Origin of the sequence: Mycolicibacterium arenosum, assembly GCF_024320865.1 — a bacterium.
Classification (GTDB): Bacteria; Actinomycetota; Actinomycetes; order Mycobacteriales; family Mycobacteriaceae; genus Mycobacterium; species Mycobacterium arenosum.
In genome coordinates this window covers 215,474-238,030 of the sequence record NZ_JANDBD010000010.1, presented here as the reverse complement: position 1 = coordinate 238,030, position 22,557 = coordinate 215,474, and the positions used below count along the sequence as shown (strand labels likewise).

Sequence of the window (22,557 nt, the reverse complement as noted above, 5' to 3'; positions counted from 1 at the left end):
TTACAGAAGTGATCGAAAGTGTCACGCTGGTGAGGTGCCCTTGACAAGCCGGCAAGTCCGCACCACCAGCCATGGCAAGTACCAACTCGACGTCACCGCGTGCGACGTCGCCGACGTCGTACGCCACGCCGGGGGATGGCTGTACGACCGGGCGATGGCCGGCTGGGACGTCGCGGTCACGGTCACCGGGGACTGCGACGTCACACCGCTGCGGATCCTCGGCGTGCGCACGGAGCGCCTGGAGTCCGACGAGGACGAGGACGGGGCACCCGCGCGCGCGTTGGCCCTCGCAGCCTCCGCCGATGTGCTGATCGCCACCGCCGAACTGCGCGACGACGTGCTGCGCACCCTCAAACGCGGCATCGCCGAGGTGACGGTGTGGGGTGAAAGCGGAGTCGACGTCCTCGACCGCGGCGTGGAGTCCGTCGACCACGTGCTGAGCGCCGCCGCCCGAGCCTTCAAGACGCATGCGCTGCGAGCCGCAGGCATCGACGAGCCCGCCGGGCCGGTCGAGACGTTCCGCCGCAAGCCGACGATGTTCCTCGCGGGCTAGCTACCCGCGCTCGCCACCTCTTTGGCCCACCGGTAATCGGCCTTGCCCGCGGGCGACCTGACGATCTTCTCCGCGTGAACGAACGCCTTGGGCACCTTGTAGCGCGCGATCGTCTGACCCGCTGTCGCCGCGAGTTCCTCGTCGGTGGCGGAGGCACCCTCGGCGAACTGCACCACCGCGACGACCTCGCTGCCCCAGCGCTCCGACGGCCTACCGACCACGACGACGTCGTACACGCTGGGGTGGGCGGCGACCGCGCGTTCGACCTCCTCGACGAAGATCTTCTCGCCACCCGAGTTGATGGTCACCGAGTCGCGACCGAGCAGCTGAATCCGCCCGTCGGACAGCACGTTCGCGCGGTCACCGGGGACCGACCACCGCACGCCGTCGATCGTCGGGAACGTCCGTGCGGTCTTGGCGGCGTCACCCAGGTAACCCAGCGGGATCAAATCCCTTCTGGCCAACCAGCCCTGACCTTCGCCCGGCGTCAGAACGCGGTCGAGGTCGGCCGATACGACGGCGGTATCCGACTGGGGCGTGAAGACCGCGGGCTGCATCTCCACGCCGGGGGTGCTCAGCGTGCTCATCTGTGCGCCCGACTCGGAGGCGCCGACGGCGTCCATCACCATGACGTTGGGCAGCGCGGCGTGGATGCGGTCCCGCACGGTAGGGGACAGCGGCGCACCGCCGTTGGTGACGGTGACGACGCTCGACAGGTCGTAGTCGCCGCGCTCGATCTCGTCGATCAGGGGGCGCGCTATCGCGTCACCGACCACCGGAATGCTCATCACCTTCTCGCGTTCGACGAGGCGAAGCACGTCTGGCGCGCGCATGCGTTCGACGTCGTCGGGGATGACGAGCCGCCCGCCCAGCGTGACCATCGTGTAGGCGGCCCACTGCGCGGCGCCGTGCATGAACGGCGGGATGACGAGGATCGACATCACCCCGGCGGCGGCACGCGCCTTGCTGACGAGTTCGTCGTACGACGCGGTGGCCTCGGTCGAGCCGTAGGGCCTGCCGCCCATCGACGACATGAAGATGTCGTGCTGACGCCACAGCACGCCCTTCGGCATTCCGGTGGTCCCGCCGGTGTAGAGGATGTACAGGTCGTCACCCGACGGCGTGGGCATGCCGTCCGCGGGCTCGGCTGTCGTCAGCGTCGTCTCGTAGTCCACGGCACCGGGCAGCAACTCGTGGCCGGAGTCGTCGGCCACCTGGATGAGCACCTCGAGCGCGGGCAGGCGGTCCCGGATGGCGGCGACACGGGAGGCGAACTCCGACGGGTAGATCAACGCCCGCGCACCGGAGTCGGTGAGCAGGTAGATCAGCTCCTCCTCGACGTATCGGTAGCTGACGTTGAACGGCGCGACCCTGGCGCGGTAGGCGCCGGTCATCGCCTCGAGGTATTCGTTGCCGTTGCGCAGGTAGATGCCGAGGTGGTCCTGACCGGACTCGTGACCGCCGAGTGCGTGGCGCTCGGCGTGACAGCCCAATCCCGCTGATCTCAGGTAGTGCGCGAAACCGTCGACGCGAGAGTCGAATTCGGCGTACGTGAGCCGGCGGTCCCGCCACACCAGATAGGTCTGGTCCGGGATCTCCCGCGCCACGGCGGCGAAGACCTCGGACAGGTTGAACGACGGCGTGTCAGCACCCATGACGTCGACCATACAGTCGTCTCAGCACTGTATGGTCAACCGGTCGGTCATCCGGGGAAGAACCCGGCCCCGGTCAGCGTGCCGGGCTGCCAGCCCCGCGCTCCGAGGCACACCATCGGCCTGCCGTCGGGCGACTGCGCGGCCTGCTTCGGACCGTCGCACGGTGCGCCGATCTCCTGAACGCCCTTCAACGGGTAGGAGGCCTGCCAGAAACCCGTGTACACCGGGGGCCACTGATTGGGGATGTAGTGGCACACCAGCGGTTCGCCGCCCGGTCCGCGACCGAACGTGAACAGCTGATAGTTGTCGCACGGTCCTGCGAGATGCGCGTCGTAGTTCATGCCGGGAACGTCCGTCGGATACCTGCCCGGTTTATCGGGGAAGTCGTTGCCGGGATCGGCAGCGGCGGACGGTGCCAATGCGACGGCGGCAGCCACCGTGGCGGCGGCGATGGTGAGTTCGCGAAGCATGCTGTGTTGTCTCCTCGGCTGAGTTCCGGCAAAGCCTAACGGTTCGCGCGCCAGGACCGGGAGAGTTCGGACGGAGTCCGGTGATGTGCCGGGGTGGACGAGTCAGCTAGTCCGGCGCGTTCGGCTCTCCCTTTCCTTCGCTCGCCTCGTCGAGGACGCTCACCGCGATGCCGTACGGCAGGAACCGCACCTTGCGAGCCGGGTCGGTGTTGTTCTTGTTCGCCCGCAGCGCGTCGAGTTCGGCCGGATAGACCTCCTCGATGTGGGCCCCGCCATCGGCCGCGGTGGTGTACACCGCCCATACACCGTCGCCTGCGGACCCGGTGGTCTCCGGCTCCGGCTTGGCGGACGGTCGCGCGCTCCTGGTGAACTCGTCGAGCAGCGTCGCCCAGCTCGCTCTCTTCCCGAGGCGGTCCAGCGCGTCGCGCAGGCTGTCGCCCGCGTCCCGCAGTACCCGGTCGAACTCCTCGGGGTCCATCCCGAACGGTCCGTTCTGACTCATCGCCTGCTCCTCACTGGGCGGTCGACGTCGCCGTCCGCGTATCCACCAGTGTGCAGACCGAGACCGCGCTTCGCCACGACTGGGACGGGTTCGTGGTACGGCTTGTGTCATGTCCGACGACCCGGCCGTGACGCGAGCCGACCTTCTCGCCGTCGTCGAGCAGTCACCCGCCGCCGCGAGCGCACACGACCGCACGGGATGGGTGGGCCTGTTCACCGCGGGGGGCGTGGTCGAGGATCCGGTCGGGTCGCGGCCGCACCGGGGCGCCGCTGAGCTGACCCGGTTCTACGACACGTTCATCGGCCCCCGCGAGATCACCTTCCACCGCGACGCCGACGTCGTCGTCGGGACCGCCCGCGGAGGTATCGTCGTCCGCGACCTCGAACTCGAGGTGCGCATGTCCGCCGCGGTCGTCATGCGAATCCCCGCCTTCCTGCGCTACGACGTCGACATCGCCGCCCTCGCGATCACCCGCCTGCGGGCGCACTGGGAGCTGCCGGCGATGGTGCGGCAGTTCGCGCGCAGCGGGTTCGCGGCCGTACCCGTGGGGCTGGCGCTCGGGCGGGCGCTCATCGGCAACCAGGGTGTCTCGGGCGCGCTGGGATTCGCATCGGGCTTCGCGGGTGTCGGCGCCAGGGGCAAGCGCCACCTCGCCGACCTCTTGCGCAGCGCCACCACGGGCGACGAGGTCTCGGTGCGGCGCGCGGTCGGGGAGTCGGCACTCGTCACGCTCGGTGACGACGTCCCGATCAGCAGCTCGGACCTGACGGCCCGGCTCGCGGGCGCCCGGTGGCGCAAGGTCATCGCGGCCGGGAACACGGTCGCCGCGACCGTCGACGGCGACGGCGGCCGCGGTGTCGTGATCGCCGATCTGGGGAACCGTCCGTTGGCGTTCTCCCGGCTGCGGCTGTTCACCGAGCACTGACCTTTCGGCCATGTCGTGCGTATCAGCCGACGCCGACGTGAGAACGTGAGTGCACCATGCCTGAAGAACACATGACCTACGAGGAGTTCGGCCGCAGTTTCTTCGAGGTCGCGGTCACCGAGGAGCGGGTCGGCGACGCGATCGCGGCCATCGCCGGCGAGGAGTTCACCGTCGGTCCCATCGCGCAGGGGCCCGGCAGGATCGCCAAGGTCACCGCCGTCGTCAACGTGCAGACGCCGGTCGTCACCCGGCACGTCGCCGAGCAGATTACATTCAGCATCCGGATCCCGCTCGAGATCGACATGGTGATCGACCTGCGCATCGACAAGCCGCGCTTCAAGGTGTTCGGCGAGATCGCACTGAAGGCGTCCGCGCTGGCCGCCCGGCCGCTGCTGCTGATCCTCGACGTGCACAAGCCGCGCCCGACCGACATCGCGATCCACGTCACCTCGACGTCGCTGCGCGCCGAGGTGCTGCGCATCGTGGCCGGCGTCGACGCCGAGATCAAGCGGTTCATCGCCGCGCACGTGTCGGGGGAGATCGACAGCCCGGCGTCGCGCAAAGCCAAGATCATCGACGTTGCCGAACAGCTCGATTCCACCTGGACGGGCATCTGATTGGCTCGCCGGATCGTTAGCCCGTACCCTGGCCCGGTGCTCCGAACGACGCTGATCCCCGCCGCCACCGCAGGCCTGCTCGCGACCGCGCTGCTGACCGCGGCGCCCAGTGGGGCCGACCCGGTCGACGACGCGTTCCTCACCGCGCTCGACTCCGCGAACATCGCGATGACCAACCCGCAGGAGGCCGTCGCACTCGGCCAGTCCGTGTGCCCGATGCTGTCCCAGCCGGGCCAGACCGCGGCCGACGCCGCAGCGAAGGTCGCCGACACCGCGGGGATGCCGCTCGGCCCGGCGACCATGTTCACCGGCCTGGCCATCTCGGCGTTCTGCCCCAGCGCGGTGGCCTCGCTCGGCTCGGGCCAGCTGCCGTTGCCGCTCGACCTATTCGGCTTCTGACGCGACCGGCAGCGGCGACAGGTCGTCGACGCCGGCGAGCTCCGGCCGTTTCGGTTCTCGGCCGTCTCCGGTGGACACGCCCTTGACTTCGCGAAGCAGCCACGGCATGAACAGGTTCCGCGTCCACTGCGCCTGCGCGTAGACCCGCGACCGGAAGCCCGGTAGCGCCACGTCGGCCCGCGCGACCGCCCAGTCGTGACTGCTCCCCGGCAACGCCAACGCCTCGGCGGCGGCCGCGGCGAACAGAGCGTGGCCCCGCGGCGAGCCGTGCACCCTGTCGTCGCTCCAGGTCTCCGAGTCGATCATCGACGACGCGCCGTAGAGATCGACCAGCCGGAACCCGTGCCGGTCGGCGGCGGCGCGGATCACCGCGTTGATCTCGACGACCCGGCCCGCGATGAACCGGCCCGCGGGCAGGATCTGCACCAGATCGGGAAACGTCGTCGTCACCACCGTCGCCCCGGTCCGGGCCAGCCGGTCGTGCAGGTACTCGAGGTCGGCCAGCGCCCGCTCGAACAGTCGGCCGGGCCGGGTCACGTCGTTCATGCCGATGCAGCTGGTGATCAAGTCGGGTTCCATCGCCAGCGCTTTCGGCAGCTGGTCGTCGATGACGTCCCGGATTCGCTTGCCCCGGATCGCCAGGTTGGCGTACTGCAATCCCGGGTGTAGCGAATTCAGCTGCACAGCAAGGCGATCAGCGAAACCGTGGACACCGGAATCGTCATCGCCGTCCCAGAGTCCCTCACTCTGGCTGTCGCCGAGCGCGACGTAGCGGCGGTACGCGGTGACGGGTGACGGGTCGGCCACGACCAGAGATCATATAAACGCTCAGGTGGTTCTGCTCGGCCAGATCAGCTTGAGCGGCCTGCCGACCGCGCTGAGCTGGCTGATCATGTCCTCGAGGCGGCTGCGGGGAATCTCCATCCGCCACTCGGGGAGCACCCCGGTGAGCCGGACCACGTTCGAGTCGAACTCCACCCCGGTCAGCTCCAGACCGTGCGGCAGCGGCGGCAGCCGAACCGGATACGCCGGAGTCCGGGCGGGCAGTGCCCAGCGCCGCCGTCGCGCGACGGCGATCGGTCTGAGCCACAGCGTGGACTCCTCGAGTCGTGTCTCGATCTCGACGTGACCCGCGCTCCTACGATTGGCCAGACGCAACCGGGCCACTCCGTCGGGGCCGACGTCACCCGCCAGGCGGGGTGCCGCCCAGCGGAACAGCTCGTCGAGCGGGCCCGCCGGGACGTCCAGCGTCAGTTCGACCGGTGCGGCGAGCAGAACCGGCGGCGACGACGCCTCCATCCGCATGTCGTGCAGAACCATCGTCGCGCGCCCGAAGCGGTGCTCCTTCCACCGAACCTGCTCGGCGACCACCCGGACGTCGTTCAGCCGTCCCGCCGCGAATCCGCGGAGACCGACTCGGGAATCCGCCTCGACGACGGTGAGCACCAGGTCGCCGTCATCGAGCCGAACCGCGAGGCGCCGACCCAGGACGAGCTGACGGAGGGTGACGAACGCGGTCAGGTGCGCGGCGAACGAGCCGGTGCTGGCCAGCCTGCCGAGGGGCCGCAGCGGCTCCCAACCGAAGAGCGAGCCCGGACGCGTCACGCGTCCAGCATCCGCCATGACGGCCGGGCCGGCCAATCCGGCCCGGCTCAGTAGATGTACACCCGCGCGTCCCTGCCACCCTCGCAGGTGATGTACCCGTCGCCGGGGCGGGCCTGACAGGTCATCACGAAATCAGCCCCCCGGCAAAGGTTTCCGCTAGCCACCGAGCGGCAGTCGACGGCACCGGGGGCGTACACCGTGCGAAGCTCGCGACTGGCGTTGCCGTACTGGTTCCAGTACGACGTGAGCACACTCTGAGCGAAGAAACACGACGTGTCCACCGAGCCCCGCCGGGACTGCGTTCCAGGGCCCGTGCCGTTCACCCGAAAGCCGTCGTCGCAGGTCTGGCGTGACGCGCTCGTGTCGGGACCGCTGATCATCGGGGGCGGTGCGCCCTCGTTGACCGGCACCTCGGTGGGGGTCGGCGGTAGCGGCTTCGGCTGGCTGGTATCCGCGTCACCGCCGGGTGCCCCCCTGGTCGGCGTGGGCTTCACCAGCGTGGGGTCCTGCGCAACCGGATCGTCGGACCCGCTGCGGCTGAGCACCAAACCGATCAGAACGCCCACGGCGCCCAGCAGCACCACGACCGCCACCACGACGGCAGGCAGCACCCATCCGCGCGAATCCGTCTTACTCGCGGTGGCCGGCTGCCCGGTCGGGGCCGCATAGGGCTGCTGCTGCGGCTCGTACCGCCGCGGTGGCGGACTGTACGTCGGCGGCCTCGACGGGTACGCCGGTGGGGCGGCCGGGTAGGCGGTGGGCGGGACCGGGGCGCGGGCGGTGGGCGGCGCATCCGGTGCATACGCGGTGGGCGGCTCCTCCGCCCTGTCCCACGTCTCCGCCTTCTCGTACGTCGTGGAGGGGTAGTGGTCGTAGAGCGAGCCGCCGCCGGACGCGACCGCCTCCAGCGCCGCCCGCCCCAACGCCGAGCACGTCGGGTAGCGGCGCAGCGGATCCTTCGCCATTCCGCGCGCCACCACGGCGTCGAATGCGGGGGGCACCCGCGGATTCGATTCGCTCGGGCGCGGTGGTGCCGACGTCAGGTGGGCGGCGATCGACTGCTCCATGCTGCCGTCCGGGAACGGGGTGTCACCCGTGAGCGCCTCGTACAGCACGCACGCCAGCGAGTAGACGTCGACCGCGGGGGTGGCGTCGCGGTCGCCGAACCGCTCGGGGGCCATGTAGCTCAATGTCCCGATGTTCGTGCCGGTCATCGTCAGGCCGCTCTCGCCGGAGGCCTCGGCGATACCGAAATCGACCAGGTAGGGGAAATCCGTTCCCGTCACGATGATGTTCTGCGGCTTGACATCCCGATGAATCAGGCCGGCTTGATGCGCGGCGTCGAGTGCCGAACCGATCTCGCTGACGATGTGCGCGGCGCGAGCGGGATCCAGCGGACCGGTCTCGAGTAACTCGTGCAGCGTGTTGCCCTGCACGAGCCGCATGTCGATGTAGAGGTTCCCGTCGATCTCGCCCCAGTCGTGGATCGGGATGACGTGCTGTTCCTGCAGGATCGCCGCGGCTCGCGACTCCCGCTGGAAGCGGGCCCGGAATCGCTCGTCGTGGGAGTACTGCTCGGGCAGGATCTTGAGGGCGACCATCCGGCCCTTGCGGGTGTCCTCGGCCTGGTACACCTCGCCCATGCCACCCCGACCGAGCAGACCGATGATCTTGTAGTGGCCGAACATCCGGCCTACACGCGAGTCCGCACCCACGGATTCCTCCCTGCCTCGCAAGAAGTATGAACGTCCCCGTGGACCCGTGCGGAACTATCGCCACCGGCAACTAGGCTCGTGCGATGCCGAAGACCAGTGCGGGCCTGCTGCTCTACCGGGTGATCGACGGGCGGCTCGAGGTCCTGCTCGGCCACCCCGGCGGACCCTTCTGGGCGCGTAAGGACGACGGCGCGTGGTCGATTCCCAAAGGCGAGTACACCGACGAGGATCCGTGGCGCGCCGCACGCCGCGAGTTCTCCGAGGAACTCGGCCTGTCGGTGCCCGACGGCCCTCGAATCGACTTGGATCCGGTGAAACAGGCCGGGGGCAAAGTGGTCACCGCTTTCGGAGTCCGCGGCGACCTCGATGTCGCGGACGCGACGAGCAACACGTTCGAACTGGAGTGGCCCAAGGGCTCCGGCAATGTCAGGGAGTACCCGGAGGTGGACCGGGTCGCCTGGTTCCCGTTGTCAGTGGCGCGGTCGAAGGTGCTGAAGGGGCAGCTGCCGTTGCTGGATCAGCTTGAGCAGCGGGTCGCAGCGCTCGGACCGGACGGGTCTCGATCGCGTTGACGGTGAGGGCGCGGCCGTGGATGCGCCAGCCGAGCGGCGTCCTGACGTACTCGTCGTCGTAGCGCAGGTGCCATACGACGTCGGTCACCTCGCCGTTGCGCCGAGACCAGTGGTGGGCGTCGCAGGTGATACGGCCCAGCGCGTAGTCGGGATCCGGTTGTGCGGCGTACACCTCGCCGACGATCGCGTGCTGCGTGCGCTCGACACCGGAGAGCGCCTCCATCGCCGCGTACACCCCCGGCCTGCCGTGGTGCACACGGCTGGGTTCGAGTGAACGCGGCGAATCAGGTAGCCGCAGTTCGGCTGTCTCCGTGAATAATTCGACGACATCGCCGAAGCGGCGATCGTCCACCGCGGCGGCGTAGAGGTGAACGAGATCGGCGAGTGCGAGCCGATCGGCGACGGCGAGCCTCATGGTTGGCGGTTGCTCCGCCTGATGTCCTCGCGGCAGCGAAGCCAACTCTGTCCGGTCTGCTCCATGCAGATGCGCACCGGGCTCTCCTCGGCGGCGGGCAGCGGCGTCTCGGTGGGCGCCGGGGTGTACGTCGGAATCGGCACCTCGCCCTGACGCAGCGACCAGATCGTGACGGCGGTGCCCTGCACGGTCACGCAGTACGCCGGGGCGCCACTGCTCGTCGTTCCCGTCGCACCCACCGGCGCGCAGTCGGCACCGATGAACGCGGTGGGCGTCTCGGTGCGCGTCACCGTGTCGGTGACGATCGACTCCGTCGGCGGTGGGGGAGGCGCGGGCGCGACGGCGGACGTGGTCGTGGTGGTCGTGGCGGCGGTGGCGCTGCGTTCACTGTCGGCGCGGTTGAGTTCCAGGAGCGCGAACACGACCGCCGCGATCAGCAGCGCGGCCAGCACCGCGGGCACGACGACACCCGCCCGGAACGGCGAACGCCTCTCCGACGCGACGGGCGCGGCGGGCGCGGCCAGCCGCGCTGTCAGCGCACGGGCGAAGTCGGCACAGGTGTCGTAGCGGTCCTTCGGGTCCTTCGACAGCGCCTTGGCGAGCACCGGATCGAGGCCGGCCAACTCGGGCCTGCGGTCACCGATCGCCGGCGGTGCGGCCGACAGGTGCTGGCTGATCACGACCGCGGGGTTGGAGTTCTGGAACGGCGGCGCGCCGGTCAGCAGGTGGTACGCACTGGCCGCCAGCGCGTACTGGTCGGCGCGGCCGTCCAGTGTGCTGCCCATCAGCTGTTCGGGAGCTGCGTAGGACACCGTACCCACCGTCATGTTGGTGGCGGTCAGACCGCTCGCTTCGTCGGCCCACCGCGCGATTCCGAAGTCCGCCAACATGATTCGCTGATCCGACGTGTCGGGGTGGGCGATCAGCACATTGCCCGGCTTGACGTCGCGGTGCAGCAGGTTGCGCGCGTGCGCGTAGTCCAGGGCCTCGGCGACGGCGGTGATGAGCTCACCGGCCTCGGACGCCGGGATGCCGCCGGGATGCCGGTCGTGCAGCAGGTGCGCGGCGTCGGTGCCGTCGACGTAGTCCATGGCGATCCACAGCTGACCGTCGACATCACCGCGGTCGTGCACACCGACGATGTGGGGGTGCCACAGCGTCGCGGCGACGTCCGCTTCGCGCTCGAACCGCTCGCGGTACTCGGTGTCCGCGGACACCTCGGTCAGCAGCACCTTCAGGGCGTCCCGGCGCGGCAGCCTGGGGTGCTGAGCCAGATACACCTCGCCCATCCCACCCGCACCGAGCCGCCGGACGATCGTGTAGCCGGCGAACGTGCTTCCCTCGGCCAGCGCCACGAGCCCGATGGTAGTCGGCGTTCCGGCGCTACAGATCCAGGACCAGCGGCCCGTCGCCGCGTGCGCGCGACACGCAGATCAGCATCGTGCCCGCGGCACGCTCCGGTTCCGTGAGCAGCGTGTCTCGGTGGTCGACGTCGCCCGACCGCACCGCGGTGCGGCAGGTGCCGCAGAAACCCTGCTGGCAGGAGTAGGGGGCGTGTACGTCCGACCGATTGAGCGCGGCCAGCAACGTCTCGTCGGCGGCGACTCGGATCGCCTCACCGGTGGACGCGATGGCCACGGTGAACTCCTCACCGTCGACGACGGGCGGCGCGGCGAACCGCTCGAAGTGGAGTTCGACGTCGGCGCGTCCCACCAGGGAACTGCGGATCGCGGTGAGCATCGGAGCGGGCCCGCAGGCGTACACCGTGGTGCCGTCGGGACAGTCGCCGAGTAGATCGGCGGCCGACGGCACACCGTGCACGTCGTCGGTGCGCACCTCGATACGGTCGCCGAACCGCGCCAGTTCGTCGACGAACGGCAGCGCGTCGACGCTGCGGCCGGCGTACACCATCGACCAGTCGACCCCGTGCCGCTCGGCGGTCGCGAGCATCGGCAGGATGGGCGTGATGCCGATGCCGCCCGCGATGAAGCGGAACCGCTGGGTCGGCGAGCCGAACCCCGGCATCGCGAGCGGGAAGGCGTTTCGCGGCCCGCTGGTGAACAGGGAGGTGCCCGTGGCGATCTCGTCGTGCACCTCGATCGATCCGCCTCCGCCCGCGGGGATGCGGCGCACCGCAATCCGGTAGGCGCGGGTGTCCGCGGGATCGCCGCATAGCGAGTACTGCCGGACGCGGCCGCTGGGTAGGTGGACGTCGATGTGGGCGCCGGGATACCAGCGGGGCAGTGCGGAGTCGTCGGGCGCGGTCAGCCGCAGCGCGATGACGTCCTGGTCGTGGGCGACCACCTCCCGGTCTGCGACGACGAGGGCGATGCGGCGGTCCACCTCGGCGGGCGCGACGGGTTTGCGGATCGCGCCCGACAGCGCGAACAGCCCCGTGACCACGGCGTCGCCGAACCACAGCATCCACGCCCGGCCGTGACCGCCGGGAACGGTCGGAAGCTCGTGGCGGCGGGTGACGAATCCCATTACAGGTGGGCCGCGCGGGCCGCGGGCGAGGTCGCCAGATAGGCGACCGCCTGCGCCGTCGACCCCATCTGGTCGGGTGTGAAGCCCGGCCGGAAGTACATGAAGGTGTTGGACCCGAAGAGCTTCGAGAACCGGGGCAGCAGACCGAGTTTCGAGTCGCGCATGCGCAGCCGCTGCATCCGCCACCACCCCGTGCGGACTGTCGGGTCGCTCTTGACGAGGTACCACGTGCCGCGCTGGAAGAACGTGTAGATCAGCACCACGGCGAGGCTCATCGCCCTGATGCGGTCGACGTAGCTGTTGTGGAAGTACTCCGCCACGTCGTGCGCCACCATGCGGTGCTCGACCTCTTCACTGCCGTGCCAGCGGAACAGGTCCACGAGGGTCGGGTGGGCGCCGTGGTCGTCCCATCGGCAGTTCAGCGCGAAGTCGCCGAGCAGTGCGGTGTAGTGCTCCACGGCCGCGATGAGCCAGAGCCGGTCGCACAGGTCGTTCATCCGACGCTTGGGATCGGTGGATTCGGTTGGTGCGAGCATCTTCTCGAAGACGTACTCGACCTGAGCCAGGATGGGCGCCACGTCGACGCCGTGAGTCACCAGGTAGTCCTCGATGACCGCGTCGTGAGCCTCCGCGTGGGTCGCCTCCTGCCCGATGAAGCCGCGGATGTCCTCGGCGAGCTTCGGATCCTTGACCAGCGGCAGCGCCTCGTTGTAGGTCGCGACGAACCAGCGCTCGGCGGCGGGTAGCACGAGGTTGAACAGGTTCACCATGTGCGATGCGACGGGATGATCCGGGATCCAGTGCAGCGGGATGTCGGCGACATCGAAGTGCACCTGGCGAGCCTGGATCTGAACGGGACCGGGATCGATTTCGGTCTCGAAACGACGTGGCCGCAGCATTGCGTAACCCCTCTCGGTTGATCGGGAGGGAGTTTACGCGATTTAGGTGGGAACGCGGGTAATGGGTTCTTACCCCGGCGGCGACATACCCGGCTGCGGACCCACCGGCGTGGCCTGCACGGTCGTGACGCCGTTGGAGCCGACGTTCGGGCCCTGCGGCGACCCGCCGGGCATCTGGCCCGCGGCGTCAGCGGCTGCCGCCCTGGTGCAGTTCAGCATCAGCACGATCTTTCCGGGCGGGACGACCTTCTGGGAGTCGACGATGCACTGCGCCTGCGGCAGTTCGCTGCCGACCGAACCGCCGAACGAACCCTTCACACCCTGGCTCTTCAGGATGGCCATGGCACGGCCGTAGGGCTCGCCGATGACGTTCAGACCTGCGACGCTCGCGGGTTCCGACATCGCCGCCGGGGTGGTGAACAGGGCGGTCGCGCCCACTGCCGCCGGAATGGCGAGCGCGGCTGCGCCCAGCGCTACGAGCTTCTTCACGTGACCTCCGGGTATCGCGGTGCGGTGCGAACATATCGCAGTTGAGTCCCTCGCGTGAACTTCGTTCACTCGCGTACGGGTGTTACCGCCCGTCGCATCACCTCGGCGAGCGCCGCCGCGCGGGGGTCGGCGAAGACGTCCGCCACCGTCATCCGGCGGCCGTCGGGACCGGCCAGCGGGACCCGCCAGTTCGGGTACTCGTCGACCGTTCCCGGTTGATTCTGCGTGCGCACGTCACCGACCGCGTCGGGCAGTGCCAACGCGAGCAGCCGTGACGGCGTGCGGCCCAGGTAGGCGTACAGCGCCTGCACCACGTCGTCGACGGAGGCGTCGCCCACGGCCAGCAGCCCGACCCGGCGGAGTTCGGCCAGCCAGGCCTCCTGCTCGGCGCGGTCGGCGGCCAGTTCCTCGTCAGCGGGTCGGGCCAACAGCGAGAGCTCCTGCCTGATGCGGACGTGTTCACCGGCGAGATAGCCGCCGGTGGGCGGCAGGTCGTGTGTCGTGACGGAGGACAGGCAGAACTCGCGCCAGCGCGTGGCGGGTAGCGGCCCGCCGCCGCCGTCGCGGTCGAGTTCGAACCACAGGATCGACGTGCCGAACAGGCCGCGCTCGCGCAGGTAGTCACGGGCCCACGGCTCGACGGTGCCGAGATCCTCGCCGACGACCACCGCACCGGCGCGCTGCGCCTCGAGCGCCACGATGCCGATCATCGCCTCGTGGTCGTATCGGACGTAAGTGCCCTCGGTCGGCCGGTGGCCGTCGGGAATCCACCACAGCCGGAACAACCCGATGATGTGATCGATGCGCACACCGCCCGCGTGCCGCAGCACGGTGCGCACCAGCGCCCGGAAGGGTTCGTAGCCGCACTCCAGCAACCGGTCCGGCCGCCACGGCGGCTGTGACCAGTCCTGACCCAGCTGGTTGAACTCGTCCGGCGGCGCTCCCGCCGCGACACCCAGAGCCAGGACGTCCTGCAGCGCCCAGGCGTCCGCTCCGCCGGGATCGACACCTACCGCCAGGTCGTGCATCACCCCGAGTGACATGCCCGACTGCAGCGCCGACGCCTGCGTCGTCATCAGCTGATCGTCGAGCTGCCACTGCAGCCACCGGTGGAAGTCGACCTGTTCGGCGTGCGCTGCTGCGAACTCCGCGACCGCGGGAGCGTCGGGGTGCCGGTACTCATCGGGCCAGCTGCGCCAGTTCCCGCCGTACTCCTCGGCCAACGCGCACCACGTCGCGAAATCGTCGAGGCTGCGCCCCTCCCTGGTGCGGTACGCCTCGTAGGCGAGTTCGCGGCCGGGCGATCGCTCGACTCGGTAGACGGTCTTGAGTGCGGCGCGCTTGACCTTCCAGGCGGAGTCGCGATCGACGAGGTCCCTCTTGTCGGCGCGGGCGTTGGCGACGTGTCGGGCCTTGCGCAGCTGCCCGCGCCCCCGCACGAACGCGAACTCGGGCACCGCCTCGACGCGCAGGTACACGGGGTTGACGAAGCGCCGTGACGTCGGCAGGTAGGGCGACGGCTCCATCGGCGCGACCGGGGCCGCCGCGTGCAACGGGTTCACCAGGATGAATCCCGCCCCGTGGCGAGCGGCCGACCACACGGCGAGATCGGTCAAGTCTGTTAAATCGCCTATGCCCCAGGACCTTTCGGACCGCACGCTGTACAGCTGGGTGGCCAGACCCCAGGCCCTGCTGGTGCCTAGTCGCGCCGGCGGCGTGAGCGCCGCGGGGGTGACGATCAGGGTCGACCGGATATCGGAGGCGCCCGACTGTGCGTGCAGTTCGTGATAGCCGACCGGCAGGTCCGCCGGGATCTCGAAGCTGGCCTCGCCGATCAACCGGCCGTCCAGGGAGTACGGCGCCCGGTTGTTCTCGAGCTGACGAAGTCCGGCCCGCACCGAGCCGTCCTCCAGCCGGATCCACACGCCGACGGGGTCGCCGTGAGTGACGTGCACCCAGACGGTCCCGGCCCGGCCGGAGCGGGTGACGATCGCCGGCGGCAGACTGCGCCGCCAGTACTCCCGGTCGTGCGCCGACAACGCCTCGACCCGCTCCGCCTCCGTGGCGGCGGGCACGCCGAGCGCCCCCAGAGCGGCGACCAGCGTCGCCTCGGAGACCGCGAGGAATCGCCCCGTCCAGTCGTGGAAGCCGGTCGCGACGCCGTAGCGGTCGGCGATCTCGACGAGCGAACCCGGCAGCTCTGTCATGGCCGCAATCTTGCCCGTCAGTCGTCGACGTCGCGCGACAGGAGGTCGGTCCACGTGTCGCGGCGCACGACCAACCGGGCGTCGCCGTCGTTCGCGAAGACGACCGGCACCCGGCGCGCACCGTTGTACTGGTTCGACATGGTGAAGGTGTAGGCGCCGGTCACCGGTACGGCGAGCAGATCACCGACCGCCGGCGACGGCAGCGCGACGCCGTCGACGAGCTGGTCCCCGGACTCGCAGTGCCTTCCGACGACGGTCACCGGGTCGCCTACGGGGCCGAACCTGTCGACGACGGCCGCCTCGAAGCGCTGCCCGGTCAGGGACACCTCGAGGTTGTCGCCCATGCCGCCGTCGACCGCGACGTGCGTCACGGCGCCGTGTTTGACCGTCGTGACGCGGTACAGGGTGCACGCCGACGCGGCGACCATGCTGCGGCCGGGTTCCACGATGATCCGGCTGTCGGCGGGCAGTAGCGCGCGCGCCTGACCGACCATCGCGTCGGCGTAGTCGTCGAGTTCCGGCGCGTGCTCGGTGTAGGTGTAGCGCACGCCGAGGCCGCCGCCGAGGTCGTAGGTGTCGAACGTGCCCAGGGCCGCGATGGGCGCCACGGCCTCGGCGAGCTGGTCGACGTGCAGCAGTTGCGAGCCCACGTGGGTGTGTACGCCGTCGAGTCGGAGCACCCGGCTGCGTTCGATGCGGTCGATCGCGCGGCGCGCGTCGTCGGGGGACAGGCCGAACTTCGATCCGGCGTGCCCGGTCGCCTGGGACGCGTGGGTGTCGGCGACGACACCGGGGATGACGCGCACCAGACAGGGCTGGCGACGGCCCGCGGGCACGATGCGCTCGAGCCTGTCGATGTCGTCGGTGTTGTCGACGACGATCAGGCCCACACCGTGTTCGACGGCGATGCCGAGTTCCTCGTCGGTCTTGGCGTTGCCGTGCAGGATGAGCGTGCCGGGGTCGGCGCCCGCCTTCACCGCACTGAGGATCTCGCCGCCGCCCGCGACGTCGAGGTGCAGGCCCTCCTGCGCCATCACGCGCTGAACGGCGGTGCACGGGAACGACTTCGACGCGAACGCCACGTCCACCCTGGGCCACCGGCTCCGGAACGCGGCCAGGTAGGCGCGGGCCCGCTGGCGCAGCGCGGGCTCCGACACCACGATCGCCGGGGTGCCGAACTCGGCGGCGACGTCGTCGAGGCGACAGCCGCCGATCATCAGGGTGCCGTCGGCATCCAGCGCCGAGCCGGGGGGAAACAGGGCGAGCAGATCGGCTGCACTGGGCACCCCATCAGTATCGTCTCCGGACATGGCGACCGGCGGCATCGACCCCGTCGTGCGCGCCAAGCGCGCCAGGGTCGCCGTCGCGGCGATGTTCCTCACGAACGGCGCGATCTTCGCCAACCTGGTGCCGCGCTTTCCGGAGCTCAAGACCGATCTGGCAATGACCAACACCGAGTACGGCATCGCCGTCGCGGCGTTTCCCACCGGCGCACTGGTGGCCGGTCTGGCCGCCGGCGCCGTGGTGCGCAGGCTGACGTCCGCGCGCGCGACGCTGGTGTGCACGGTCGGGATCGCGGTGATGGTGTTCGCGGCGAGCGTCTCGACGACGCCGGTGCTGCTGGCCGCCGCGCTCTTCGTCGGCGGCGTCTTCGACTCGGTCACCGACGTCGCGCAGAACGCCCACGGCCTACGGGTACAGCGCGCGTACGGCCGATCGATCATCAACTCGCTGCACGCCATCTGGTCGGTGGGCGCGGTGCTCGGCGGCGCGATGGGCGCTGCCGCGATCGCGCTGCACCTTTCGCTTCCACTGCACCTCGGGATCAGCGCGGTGGTGTTCGCGGCGGTCGCCTGCGTCGCGTACCCGTTTCTGCTCACAGGACCCGACAGCGACGACGGTCTCGCCGCCGAACCCGCCGCCGTCGGGCGACCGGGCTGGCGGGTCTACGCCGCACTCGGTGCGCTGGTGGTGCTCGCGACGGCGGGCGCGGTCGTCGAGGACGCGGGCAGCTCGTGGGCCACCCTGTATCTGCGCGACGGCCTGGGCACCCCCGGCGCGCTGGCCGTGTCCGGCTACGTCGCGCTGCTGGGCGCCCAGTTCGTCGGGCGGCTCGCGGGTGACCGGCTGGTGGACCGCTTCGGCGAGCGCGCGGTCGCCAGCGTGGGTGGCGCCGTCGCGGCCGCGGGAATGGGCCTGGCACTTGCCTTTCCGAGCGTAGCGGGCACGATCGTCGGGTTCGCGGCAGCGGGTTTCGGAATGGCGACCGTGATACCGGCCGCCTTCCACGGAGCCGATCGGCTGCCGGGCCTGCGGCCGGGGGCCGGGTTGACCGCGGTGGTGTGGCTGATGCGCGTGGGCTTCGTCGCGGCACCGCCGGTGGTGGGGCTCATCGCGGACGCGACGAGCCTGCGCGTGGGCCTGCTTCTGGTGCCCGCCGCGGGGCTCGCCGTCGTCGCCGCCGCGGGAGTGCTCAGTGGACGACGCCCGCCAGCTCGATCGTGAGGACGCCCGCCACGATCAGTCCGATGCCGATGATCATCTTCCACGTCAGCGGGTCCCGGAACACGTACCGCGCGATGACCGCCACCAGCGCGACGCCGCACGCCGTCCACACGCCGTAGGCGATGCCCACCGGCATGCCCAGTCTCAGAGTCAGCCAGAGGCCGTAGAACGACGCCAGATAGCCGAGCACGACCGGTGCGATCCACGCCTTCTTGCGGAAGCCCTCCGAGGCGCGCAGGCCGAGGGTCGCGAACACCTCGACGGCGATCGCCGCCGCCAGCACCAACCACTGGGTCACGAGTGCGAGCCCAACTCTACGAACAGCACTCCGCCGATGATGAGCCCGATACCGAGTGCGATCAGCCACGTGAACGGATCGCGGAACAGCACTGCTGCGAGCACCGCGGTGGCGGCGGTGCCCGAGGCGCCCCAGATGCCGTAGGCGACGCCGACGGGCATCCCGGTCCGCAGCACGAGGGTCAGCAGAGCGAACGCCGCGGCGTAGCCGACGACGACCACCCCGAGCCAGGCGGCGTGGTCCTGAGAGGCCCGCAGCGACAGCGTCGCCGCCACCTCGGTCACGATCGCCGCGGCCAGCAGCATCCACTTGTGCACGCCGCCAAACGTAGCGCCCCTCAGCCGATCGGCCGCTCGACCACTGGTGCGACCGCGCACCCGGGACGCGGGTCGCGCGGTGACCTGGTAGATCTTCTCGACATCCCGACGGTCGCGTCCTAGACGGGCAGGGCCCGAATCACCAAGTCGCCGTGCGGGATCGCCGCCTGGAGCGCGTCCACACCGTCCTCAAGCGGACGCTCGTCGGACCTCGCGACCTCGACCTGCGACCGTGGTGCCTGGCCGCAGGCGTGCGAGTCGTCGGCCGTCCGTCTCGACGACGTCGATTGCGACTCAGTAGACGAGGCCCAGACGCGGCGGCTTGGTGCCGTGCAGGGTGTGGTTGCCGAGGTGGACGTACTTCCACCGCGCCGGATCGTGCAGCGAGTGGGTGCGCACATTGCGCCAGTGCCGGTCGAGGTTGAGCGCGGTGTCGGTACCCGACGCCCCGGTGAGTTCGAAGACGCCGCTCGCGATCTCGACGGCGTACTCCTGGGCCAGCGCCTTGGCCGCGGCGACGGTCAGCGTCGCGTCCGCGGCGGTGTCGCGCGACAACTCGGCCTGCGCGTAACCGTCGTCGACGATCGCGGTGCCGCTGGCCAGCAGCGCCTCCAGCGCGTACAGCCGCGCCGTGAGCTCGCCGAACCGCCGGACCACGTGCGGTTCCCGATCAGCCCGCTCGAAGCCCGCGTCGACGGCCTCCTTCCACGGCCGCGCCCTGGTGCGCACGAACTCGGCACCGTCCTCCAGTGCGGCACGGGCGATTCCGATGTCGACGGCGGCGTGCAGCGCCTGGTCGAACGCGCCGAGGACGGTCGGGGGACCGGTGACCGGATCCGGCACCGGCCCCTCCTCGATCACCAGGTCGGCCTCCACGACGACGCCGTCGAGGCGCACCTCACCGCTCTTGGTGCCCTGCTGGCCGAAGGCCGACCACACGTCCAGATTCAGCGTCACGCCGGACTGTTCGGGTCGCACGAACACCGTCGCGGTCTCGCCGGGCCGGTCGGCGATGACCGCGGCGACCGCGAGCCACGTGGCCCCCAGCGCCCCCGTCGCGTAGTACTTGGTGCCGTCGAGCAGCCACGTGCCGTCCTCCCGCCTGCTCACGGTGGTGGCGCGGTCGAGCGCCGTCGTCGTGCCCCGTTCGGCCGTCGCGTTGCCGATCTGCGCGCCGGTGAGCACGTCGGCGTAGATCCGGGGCGCGGGTTCGGTGAGCCCGAGGCCGGCGATCGCCTGCGTCACGACGAAGTGGGACAGCAGCAACTGCCCGACGGCACCGTCACCGCGCGACAGCCTGCGCAGCACCTCGACGATCGTCGACGCGGGCAGGCCCGGCCCGCCGTGCTCGACGGGGACCGAGACGCCCAGCAGGCCGGCGTCGGCGACGAGCCGGAGTTGGGGGACGAGGGTGCCGCCACCGCGCTCGCGATCCGCGCTGCCGACGGCGAGGTCGGCGGCGACGGCGTCGGCGGCGGCCAGCGCCTCGGCCGGGGTGGACAGCAGCGGGGCGGTGGTCTGCGTCAGCTCGAGCGTCATGTCCCCGGACGGTACGGACGGCTGCGTTGAGGGCACAGATTTGAGACCACCCGGAATGTATGTGTTCGCGACTTTGCTCGACACTCGTGGCATAACCCCTGATCAGAGGTGATGTCAGCACGCGCGGGTAGCCTGGAATCACACCGTCCGCTCGACCCGAGGAGTTTTCATGACGGATCCCGCCCGCACCCTGATCGCCGCGTTGCTCGACCGCTCCGGTTCGATGGAGTCCATCAAGTCCGACAGTGAGGGCGGCTTCAACGCGCTGATCGCCGACCAGCGCACCGAACCGGGGGAGGCGCGAGTCACGCTGGCGCAGTTCGACACCGAGTACGAGGTCGTCTACGCCAACCGTCCGATCGCGGACGTCGGGCCGCTCGTGCTGCAGCCGCGCGGCATGACCGCGCTCCTCGACTCGGTCGGGCGTCTCATCACGGACGTGGGCGCCGAACTGTCGGCGCTGCCCGAAGAGGAACGGCCCGGCAAGGTGATCGTCGTGGTGGTCACCGACGGGATGGAGAACTCCAGCACCGAGTGGACGGTCGACGCGGTGAAGAAGGTCATCAAGCGGCAGCAGGACGAATACGCCTGGGAGTTCATCTTCCTCGGGGCGAACATGGATGCGGTCGAGGTCGGCAGGCGGATGGGCTTCGCCGCCGATCGCTCGATGACCTTCGCGCCCAGCCCCGAGGGCGTGGCCGGGTCCTATCGCGCGAACAGCAGGCTCATCTCCAGCGTCCGCAGTGCCCCTGCGGGCGTACGGGCCGAGGGCTTCACGAAGGCCGAGCGGGGGGCCGCACGGGGCGCCGACCGGTGATCGTCGATACCCGGTACGGGCCCGTCAGAGGCGTTGACAACGGAACGGTCCAGGTGTGGAAGGGGATTCGCTATGCCGCGGCGCCGGTCGGGCCACTGCGCTGGCGCGCGCCGCAGCCGCCGACCCCGTGGACCGAACCCGCTGATGCCACCGCCTTCGGGCCGGCCTGCCACCAGCTGACCGATCCGCGCATCCCCATCGACCTCGGCGCGCCCAGGGGTGACGACAGCCTCTCGCTCAACGTGTGGGCGTCGTCCGACACCCAGCCCGGCGACGGCAAGCCGGTCATGGTGTGGGTGCACGGCGGCGCCTACGTGCTGGGCTCGTCGGCCCAGACCCTGTACGACGGCGCCGCTCTCGCGGCGAGCGGAAAGGCGATCGTCGTGACGGTCAACTACCGGCTCGGCGCGTTCGGCTTCCTCGATCTGTCCGCGTTCAACACCGACGCCGTCACCTTCGACACGAATCTCGGCCTGCGCGATGTGCTTTCGGCGCTGCACTGGGTGCGGGACAACATCGCGGCGTTCGGCGGCGCCGCCGACCGGGTGACGCTGTTCGGCGAATCGGCGGGTGCGGGGGTGGTGACGACCCTGCTGGCCAGCCCCGCCGCTGCGGGCCTGTTCGGCGCGGCCATCGCCCAGAGTTCACCCGCGACGTCGGTATACGACGCCGAGCGGTCCCGCACGGTGGCGACCCGCTACCTCGAACTCCTCGGCCTGGACTCCGGCGAGGCCGGGAAGCTCGCCGACGCCCCGACCGTCGATCTCGTCACCGCCACCAAGCAGTTGTTCAACGAGGTCCCGGTCCGCTATCCGGGCACCCTGGCGTTCGCGCCGTTCGTGGACGGCGACGTGGTGCCCGACTATCCGGTCAACGCCGCACGCGAAGGACGGACGCACCCGGTGCCGCTCATCATCGGGACCAACGAGCACGAGGCCGCGCTGTTCCGGTTCATGAAGTCACCGCTGATGCCGATCACCCCCGAGGCGATCAGGGCGATGTTCACCGCCATCGCCGCCGAACAGCCGGGCCTGCAGATCCCCACCGAGACCGAACTGAGGGCCGCGTATCGCGGGCGCGGCAAGAAGCCCGGAATGGGCGTCGCCCGTGACATCGGCTTCCGGATGCCCTCGCTCTGGTTCGCCGAGGGCCACGGCGCGCAGGCGGCGACCTACGTCTACCGCTTCGACTGGGCGACACCGCTCCTGCGGGCGTTGCGTCTCAACGGCGCTCACGCCACCGAACTGCCCTACGTCTGGGGCAACCTGGTCGCGGGGCCGAAGGATCCGACGTTCAAGCTCGGCGGGCTGCGCAGGGGCCGGGCGGTATCCGAGCGGATGCGCACCCGGTGGTTGAACTTCGCCGCGCACGGTGAGCCCTTCGGCGCGGCCGGCGACCCGGTGTGGTCTCCCTGGAACCACGCGGACCACCCCACTCTGGTGATCGACAGGACCGACTCCGTGGTGCCCGACCTCGACGGACCCGTCCGCCGGGCATGGGGCGACGCGGTTCTGAGTTTCCGCTGATCGCCAGTCGTTAAGCTGCTGCCCGTGGAGGTGGTGTACGTGTCC

At 70.3% G+C, this 22,557-nt stretch carries 23 protein-coding genes and 1 pseudogene; 8 read left to right on the top strand and 16 right to left on the bottom strand.

The annotated features are described in order from the left end of the window. Positions 1–40: 40 nt before the first annotated feature. On the top strand, positions 41–553 hold the full coding sequence (locus NM203_RS23825; RefSeq protein WP_255062970.1) for a hypothetical protein: 513 nt from the start codon (positions 41–43) through the stop codon (positions 551–553). On the opposite strand, the gene NM203_RS23820 is transcribed toward NM203_RS23825, so the two are convergent. The 3 genes from NM203_RS23820 to NM203_RS23810 form a co-directional block, all read right to left on the bottom strand. Continuing rightward, positions 550–2,208 (bottom strand): acyl-CoA synthetase, encoded by a 1,659-nt coding sequence (locus NM203_RS23820; RefSeq protein WP_255062968.1) that lies wholly within the window; start codon positions 2,206–2,208, stop codon positions 550–552. The genes NM203_RS23825 and NM203_RS23820 overlap by 4 nt on opposite strands. 47 nt (positions 2,209–2,255) lie before the next feature. Then, positions 2,256–2,678 (bottom strand): hypothetical protein, encoded by a 423-nt coding sequence (locus NM203_RS23815; protein WP_255062966.1) that lies wholly within the window; start codon positions 2,676–2,678, stop codon positions 2,256–2,258. 106 nt (positions 2,679–2,784) lie between these two features. Continuing rightward, complete coding sequence (locus NM203_RS23810) at positions 2,785–3,180, bottom strand: Rv0313 family protein (protein WP_255062965.1); 396 nt, start codon at positions 3,178–3,180, stop codon at positions 2,785–2,787. A gap of 109 nt (positions 3,181–3,289) precedes the next feature. Here NM203_RS23810 and NM203_RS23805 point away from each other — a divergent pair, with 109 nt between their 5' ends. Genes NM203_RS23805 through NM203_RS23795 form a run of 3 tightly spaced genes read left to right on the top strand, consistent with a single transcriptional unit; the run spans position 3,290 to position 5,121 of the window. Beyond that, complete coding sequence (locus tag NM203_RS23805) at positions 3,290–4,105, top strand: ketosteroid isomerase family protein (protein ID WP_255062964.1); 816 nt, start codon at positions 3,290–3,292, stop codon at positions 4,103–4,105. 56 nt (positions 4,106–4,161) lie between these two features. After that, the gene (locus tag NM203_RS23800) at positions 4,162–4,722 is read left to right on the top strand and encodes a hypothetical protein (RefSeq protein ID WP_255062963.1); all 561 of its coding nucleotides are present in this window, start codon (positions 4,162–4,164) and stop codon (positions 4,720–4,722) included. 36 nt (positions 4,723–4,758) lie between these two features. Next, on the top strand, positions 4,759–5,121 hold the full coding sequence (locus tag NM203_RS23795) for a DUF732 domain-containing protein (RefSeq protein WP_255062962.1): 363 nt from the start codon (positions 4,759–4,761) through the stop codon (positions 5,119–5,121). On the opposite strand, the gene NM203_RS23790 is transcribed toward NM203_RS23795, so the two are convergent. The 3 genes from NM203_RS23790 to NM203_RS23780 are packed head-to-tail and all read right to left on the bottom strand — an operon-like array spanning position 5,107 to position 8,414. After that, positions 5,107–5,928, bottom strand: a complete 822-nt coding sequence (locus tag NM203_RS23790) for an SGNH/GDSL hydrolase family protein (protein ID WP_255062961.1) — start codon at positions 5,926–5,928, stop codon at positions 5,107–5,109. The genes NM203_RS23795 and NM203_RS23790 overlap by 15 nt on opposite strands. Positions 5,929–5,949: 21 nt before the next feature. After that, complete coding sequence (locus tag NM203_RS23785) at positions 5,950–6,726, bottom strand: hypothetical protein (RefSeq protein WP_255062960.1); 777 nt, start codon at positions 6,724–6,726, stop codon at positions 5,950–5,952. 47 nt (positions 6,727–6,773) lie between these two features. Then, entirely contained in the window at positions 6,774–8,414 is a 1,641-nt protein-coding gene (locus NM203_RS23780) for a serine/threonine-protein kinase (protein ID WP_255063055.1), read from the bottom strand. A gap of 110 nt (positions 8,415–8,524) precedes the next feature. Between NM203_RS23780 and NM203_RS23775 the strand changes: the two genes are divergently transcribed. Further along, positions 8,525–9,013, top strand: a complete 489-nt coding sequence (locus tag NM203_RS23775; protein WP_255062959.1) for an NUDIX hydrolase — start codon at positions 8,525–8,527, stop codon at positions 9,011–9,013. Between the two features lie 22 nt (positions 9,014–9,035). Here the strand turns inward: NM203_RS23775 and NM203_RS23770 are convergent. From NM203_RS23770 to lysA, 7 genes and pseudogenes are all read right to left on the bottom strand, one after another. Continuing rightward, positions 9,036–9,428 (bottom strand): annotated as a pseudogene (locus NM203_RS23770) (nuclear transport factor 2 family protein); the annotation flags it as partial. Continuing rightward, positions 9,425–10,783, bottom strand: coding sequence for a serine/threonine-protein kinase (locus NM203_RS23765; protein WP_255062958.1), 1,359 nt, complete (start codon positions 10,781–10,783; stop codon positions 9,425–9,427). The pseudogene NM203_RS23770 and the gene NM203_RS23765, both read right to left, overlap by 4 nt. 28 nt (positions 10,784–10,811) lie before the next feature. Then, on the bottom strand, positions 10,812–11,915 hold the full coding sequence (locus NM203_RS23760; RefSeq protein WP_408633402.1) for a PDR/VanB family oxidoreductase: 1,104 nt from the start codon (positions 11,913–11,915) through the stop codon (positions 10,812–10,814). After that, positions 11,915–12,814, bottom strand: a complete 900-nt coding sequence (locus tag NM203_RS23755) for a metal-dependent hydrolase (protein WP_255062956.1) — start codon at positions 12,812–12,814, stop codon at positions 11,915–11,917. The genes NM203_RS23760 and NM203_RS23755 overlap by 1 nt, the downstream gene beginning before the upstream one ends. A gap of 69 nt (positions 12,815–12,883) precedes the next feature. Then, positions 12,884–13,303, bottom strand: a complete 420-nt coding sequence (locus tag NM203_RS23750; protein WP_255062955.1) for a hypothetical protein — start codon at positions 13,301–13,303, stop codon at positions 12,884–12,886. A gap of 65 nt (positions 13,304–13,368) precedes the next feature. Beyond that, complete coding sequence (malQ, locus tag NM203_RS23745) at positions 13,369–15,510, bottom strand: 4-alpha-glucanotransferase (RefSeq protein WP_255062953.1); 2,142 nt, start codon at positions 15,508–15,510, stop codon at positions 13,369–13,371. Between the two features lie 17 nt (positions 15,511–15,527). After that, entirely contained in the window at positions 15,528–16,796 is a 1,269-nt protein-coding gene (lysA, locus tag NM203_RS23740) for a diaminopimelate decarboxylase (protein WP_255062952.1), read from the bottom strand. Positions 16,797–16,818: 22 nt separating this feature from the next. Here lysA and NM203_RS23735 point away from each other — a divergent pair, with 22 nt between their 5' ends. Next, entirely contained in the window at positions 16,819–18,015 is a 1,197-nt protein-coding gene (locus NM203_RS23735; RefSeq protein ID WP_255062951.1) for an MFS transporter, read from the top strand. Here NM203_RS23735 and NM203_RS23730 read toward each other — a convergent pair. The 3 genes from NM203_RS23730 to NM203_RS23720 all read right to left on the bottom strand — a co-directional run bounded on the left by NM203_RS23730 (position 17,984) and on the right by NM203_RS23720 (position 20,169). Further along, positions 17,984–18,313: a DMT family transporter gene (locus tag NM203_RS23730; protein ID WP_255062950.1), complete on the bottom strand. Its 330-nt coding sequence runs from the start codon at positions 18,311–18,313 to the stop codon at positions 17,984–17,986. The genes NM203_RS23735 and NM203_RS23730 overlap by 32 nt on opposite strands. Then, positions 18,310–18,630 carry a DMT family transporter gene (locus NM203_RS23725; protein WP_255062949.1) on the bottom strand — a complete coding sequence of 107 codons (321 nt, stop codon included), beginning with the start codon at positions 18,628–18,630 and terminating at the stop codon, positions 18,310–18,312. Before NM203_RS23725 ends, NM203_RS23730 begins: the two co-directional genes overlap by 4 nt. A gap of 294 nt (positions 18,631–18,924) precedes the next feature. Continuing rightward, positions 18,925–20,169 (bottom strand): acyl-CoA dehydrogenase family protein, encoded by a 1,245-nt coding sequence (locus tag NM203_RS23720; protein ID WP_255062948.1) that lies wholly within the window; start codon positions 20,167–20,169, stop codon positions 18,925–18,927. A 169-nt stretch (positions 20,170–20,338) separates the two neighbouring features. Here NM203_RS23720 and NM203_RS23715 point away from each other — a divergent pair, with 169 nt between their 5' ends. After that, positions 20,339–20,986 (top strand): vWA domain-containing protein, encoded by a 648-nt coding sequence (locus NM203_RS23715; protein WP_255062947.1) that lies wholly within the window; start codon positions 20,339–20,341, stop codon positions 20,984–20,986. After that, a complete protein-coding gene (locus tag NM203_RS23710; protein ID WP_255063053.1) occupies positions 20,986–22,512 on the top strand; it encodes a carboxylesterase/lipase family protein in 1,527 nt (508 codons plus the stop codon). Before NM203_RS23715 ends, NM203_RS23710 begins: the two co-directional genes overlap by 1 nt. Positions 22,513–22,557: the final 45 nt, after the last annotated feature.

Bases quoted from the DNA above. Each gene is read 5' to 3' on its own strand.
- NM203_RS23720 (WP_255062948.1), bottom strand. From the start codon at position 20,169: ATGACGCTCGAGCTGACGCAGACCACCGCCCCGCTGCTGTCCACCCCG.
- NM203_RS23805 (WP_255062964.1), top strand. From the start codon at position 3,290: ATGTCCGACGACCCGGCCGTGACGCGAGCCGACCTTCTCGCCGTCGTC.
- NM203_RS23715 (WP_255062947.1), top strand. From the start codon at position 20,339: ATGACGGATCCCGCCCGCACCCTGATCGCCGCGTTGCTCGACCGCTCC.
- malQ (WP_255062953.1), bottom strand. From the start codon at position 15,510: ATGACAGAGCTGCCGGGTTCGCTCGTCGAGATCGCCGACCGCTACGGC.
- NM203_RS23735 (WP_255062951.1), top strand. From the start codon at position 16,819: ATGGCGACCGGCGGCATCGACCCCGTCGTGCGCGCCAAGCGCGCCAGG.
- NM203_RS23800 (WP_255062963.1), top strand. From the start codon at position 4,162: ATGCCTGAAGAACACATGACCTACGAGGAGTTCGGCCGCAGTTTCTTC.
- NM203_RS23780 (WP_255063055.1), bottom strand. From the start codon at position 8,414: ATGTTCGGCCACTACAAGATCATCGGTCTGCTCGGTCGGGGTGGCATG.
- NM203_RS23775 (WP_255062959.1), top strand. From the start codon at position 8,525: ATGCCGAAGACCAGTGCGGGCCTGCTGCTCTACCGGGTGATCGACGGG.
- NM203_RS23755 (WP_255062956.1), bottom strand. From the start codon at position 12,814: ATGCTGCGGCCACGTCGTTTCGAGACCGAAATCGATCCCGGTCCCGTT.
- NM203_RS23810 (WP_255062965.1), bottom strand. From the start codon at position 3,180: ATGAGTCAGAACGGACCGTTCGGGATGGACCCCGAGGAGTTCGACCGG.
- NM203_RS23815 (WP_255062966.1), bottom strand. From the start codon at position 2,678: ATGCTTCGCGAACTCACCATCGCCGCCGCCACGGTGGCTGCCGCCGTC.
- NM203_RS23820 (WP_255062968.1), bottom strand. From the start codon at position 2,208: ATGGGTGCTGACACGCCGTCGTTCAACCTGTCCGAGGTCTTCGCCGCC.
- NM203_RS23760 (WP_408633402.1), bottom strand. From the start codon at position 11,915: ATGGGATTCGTCACCCGCCGCCACGAGCTTCCGACCGTTCCCGGCGGT.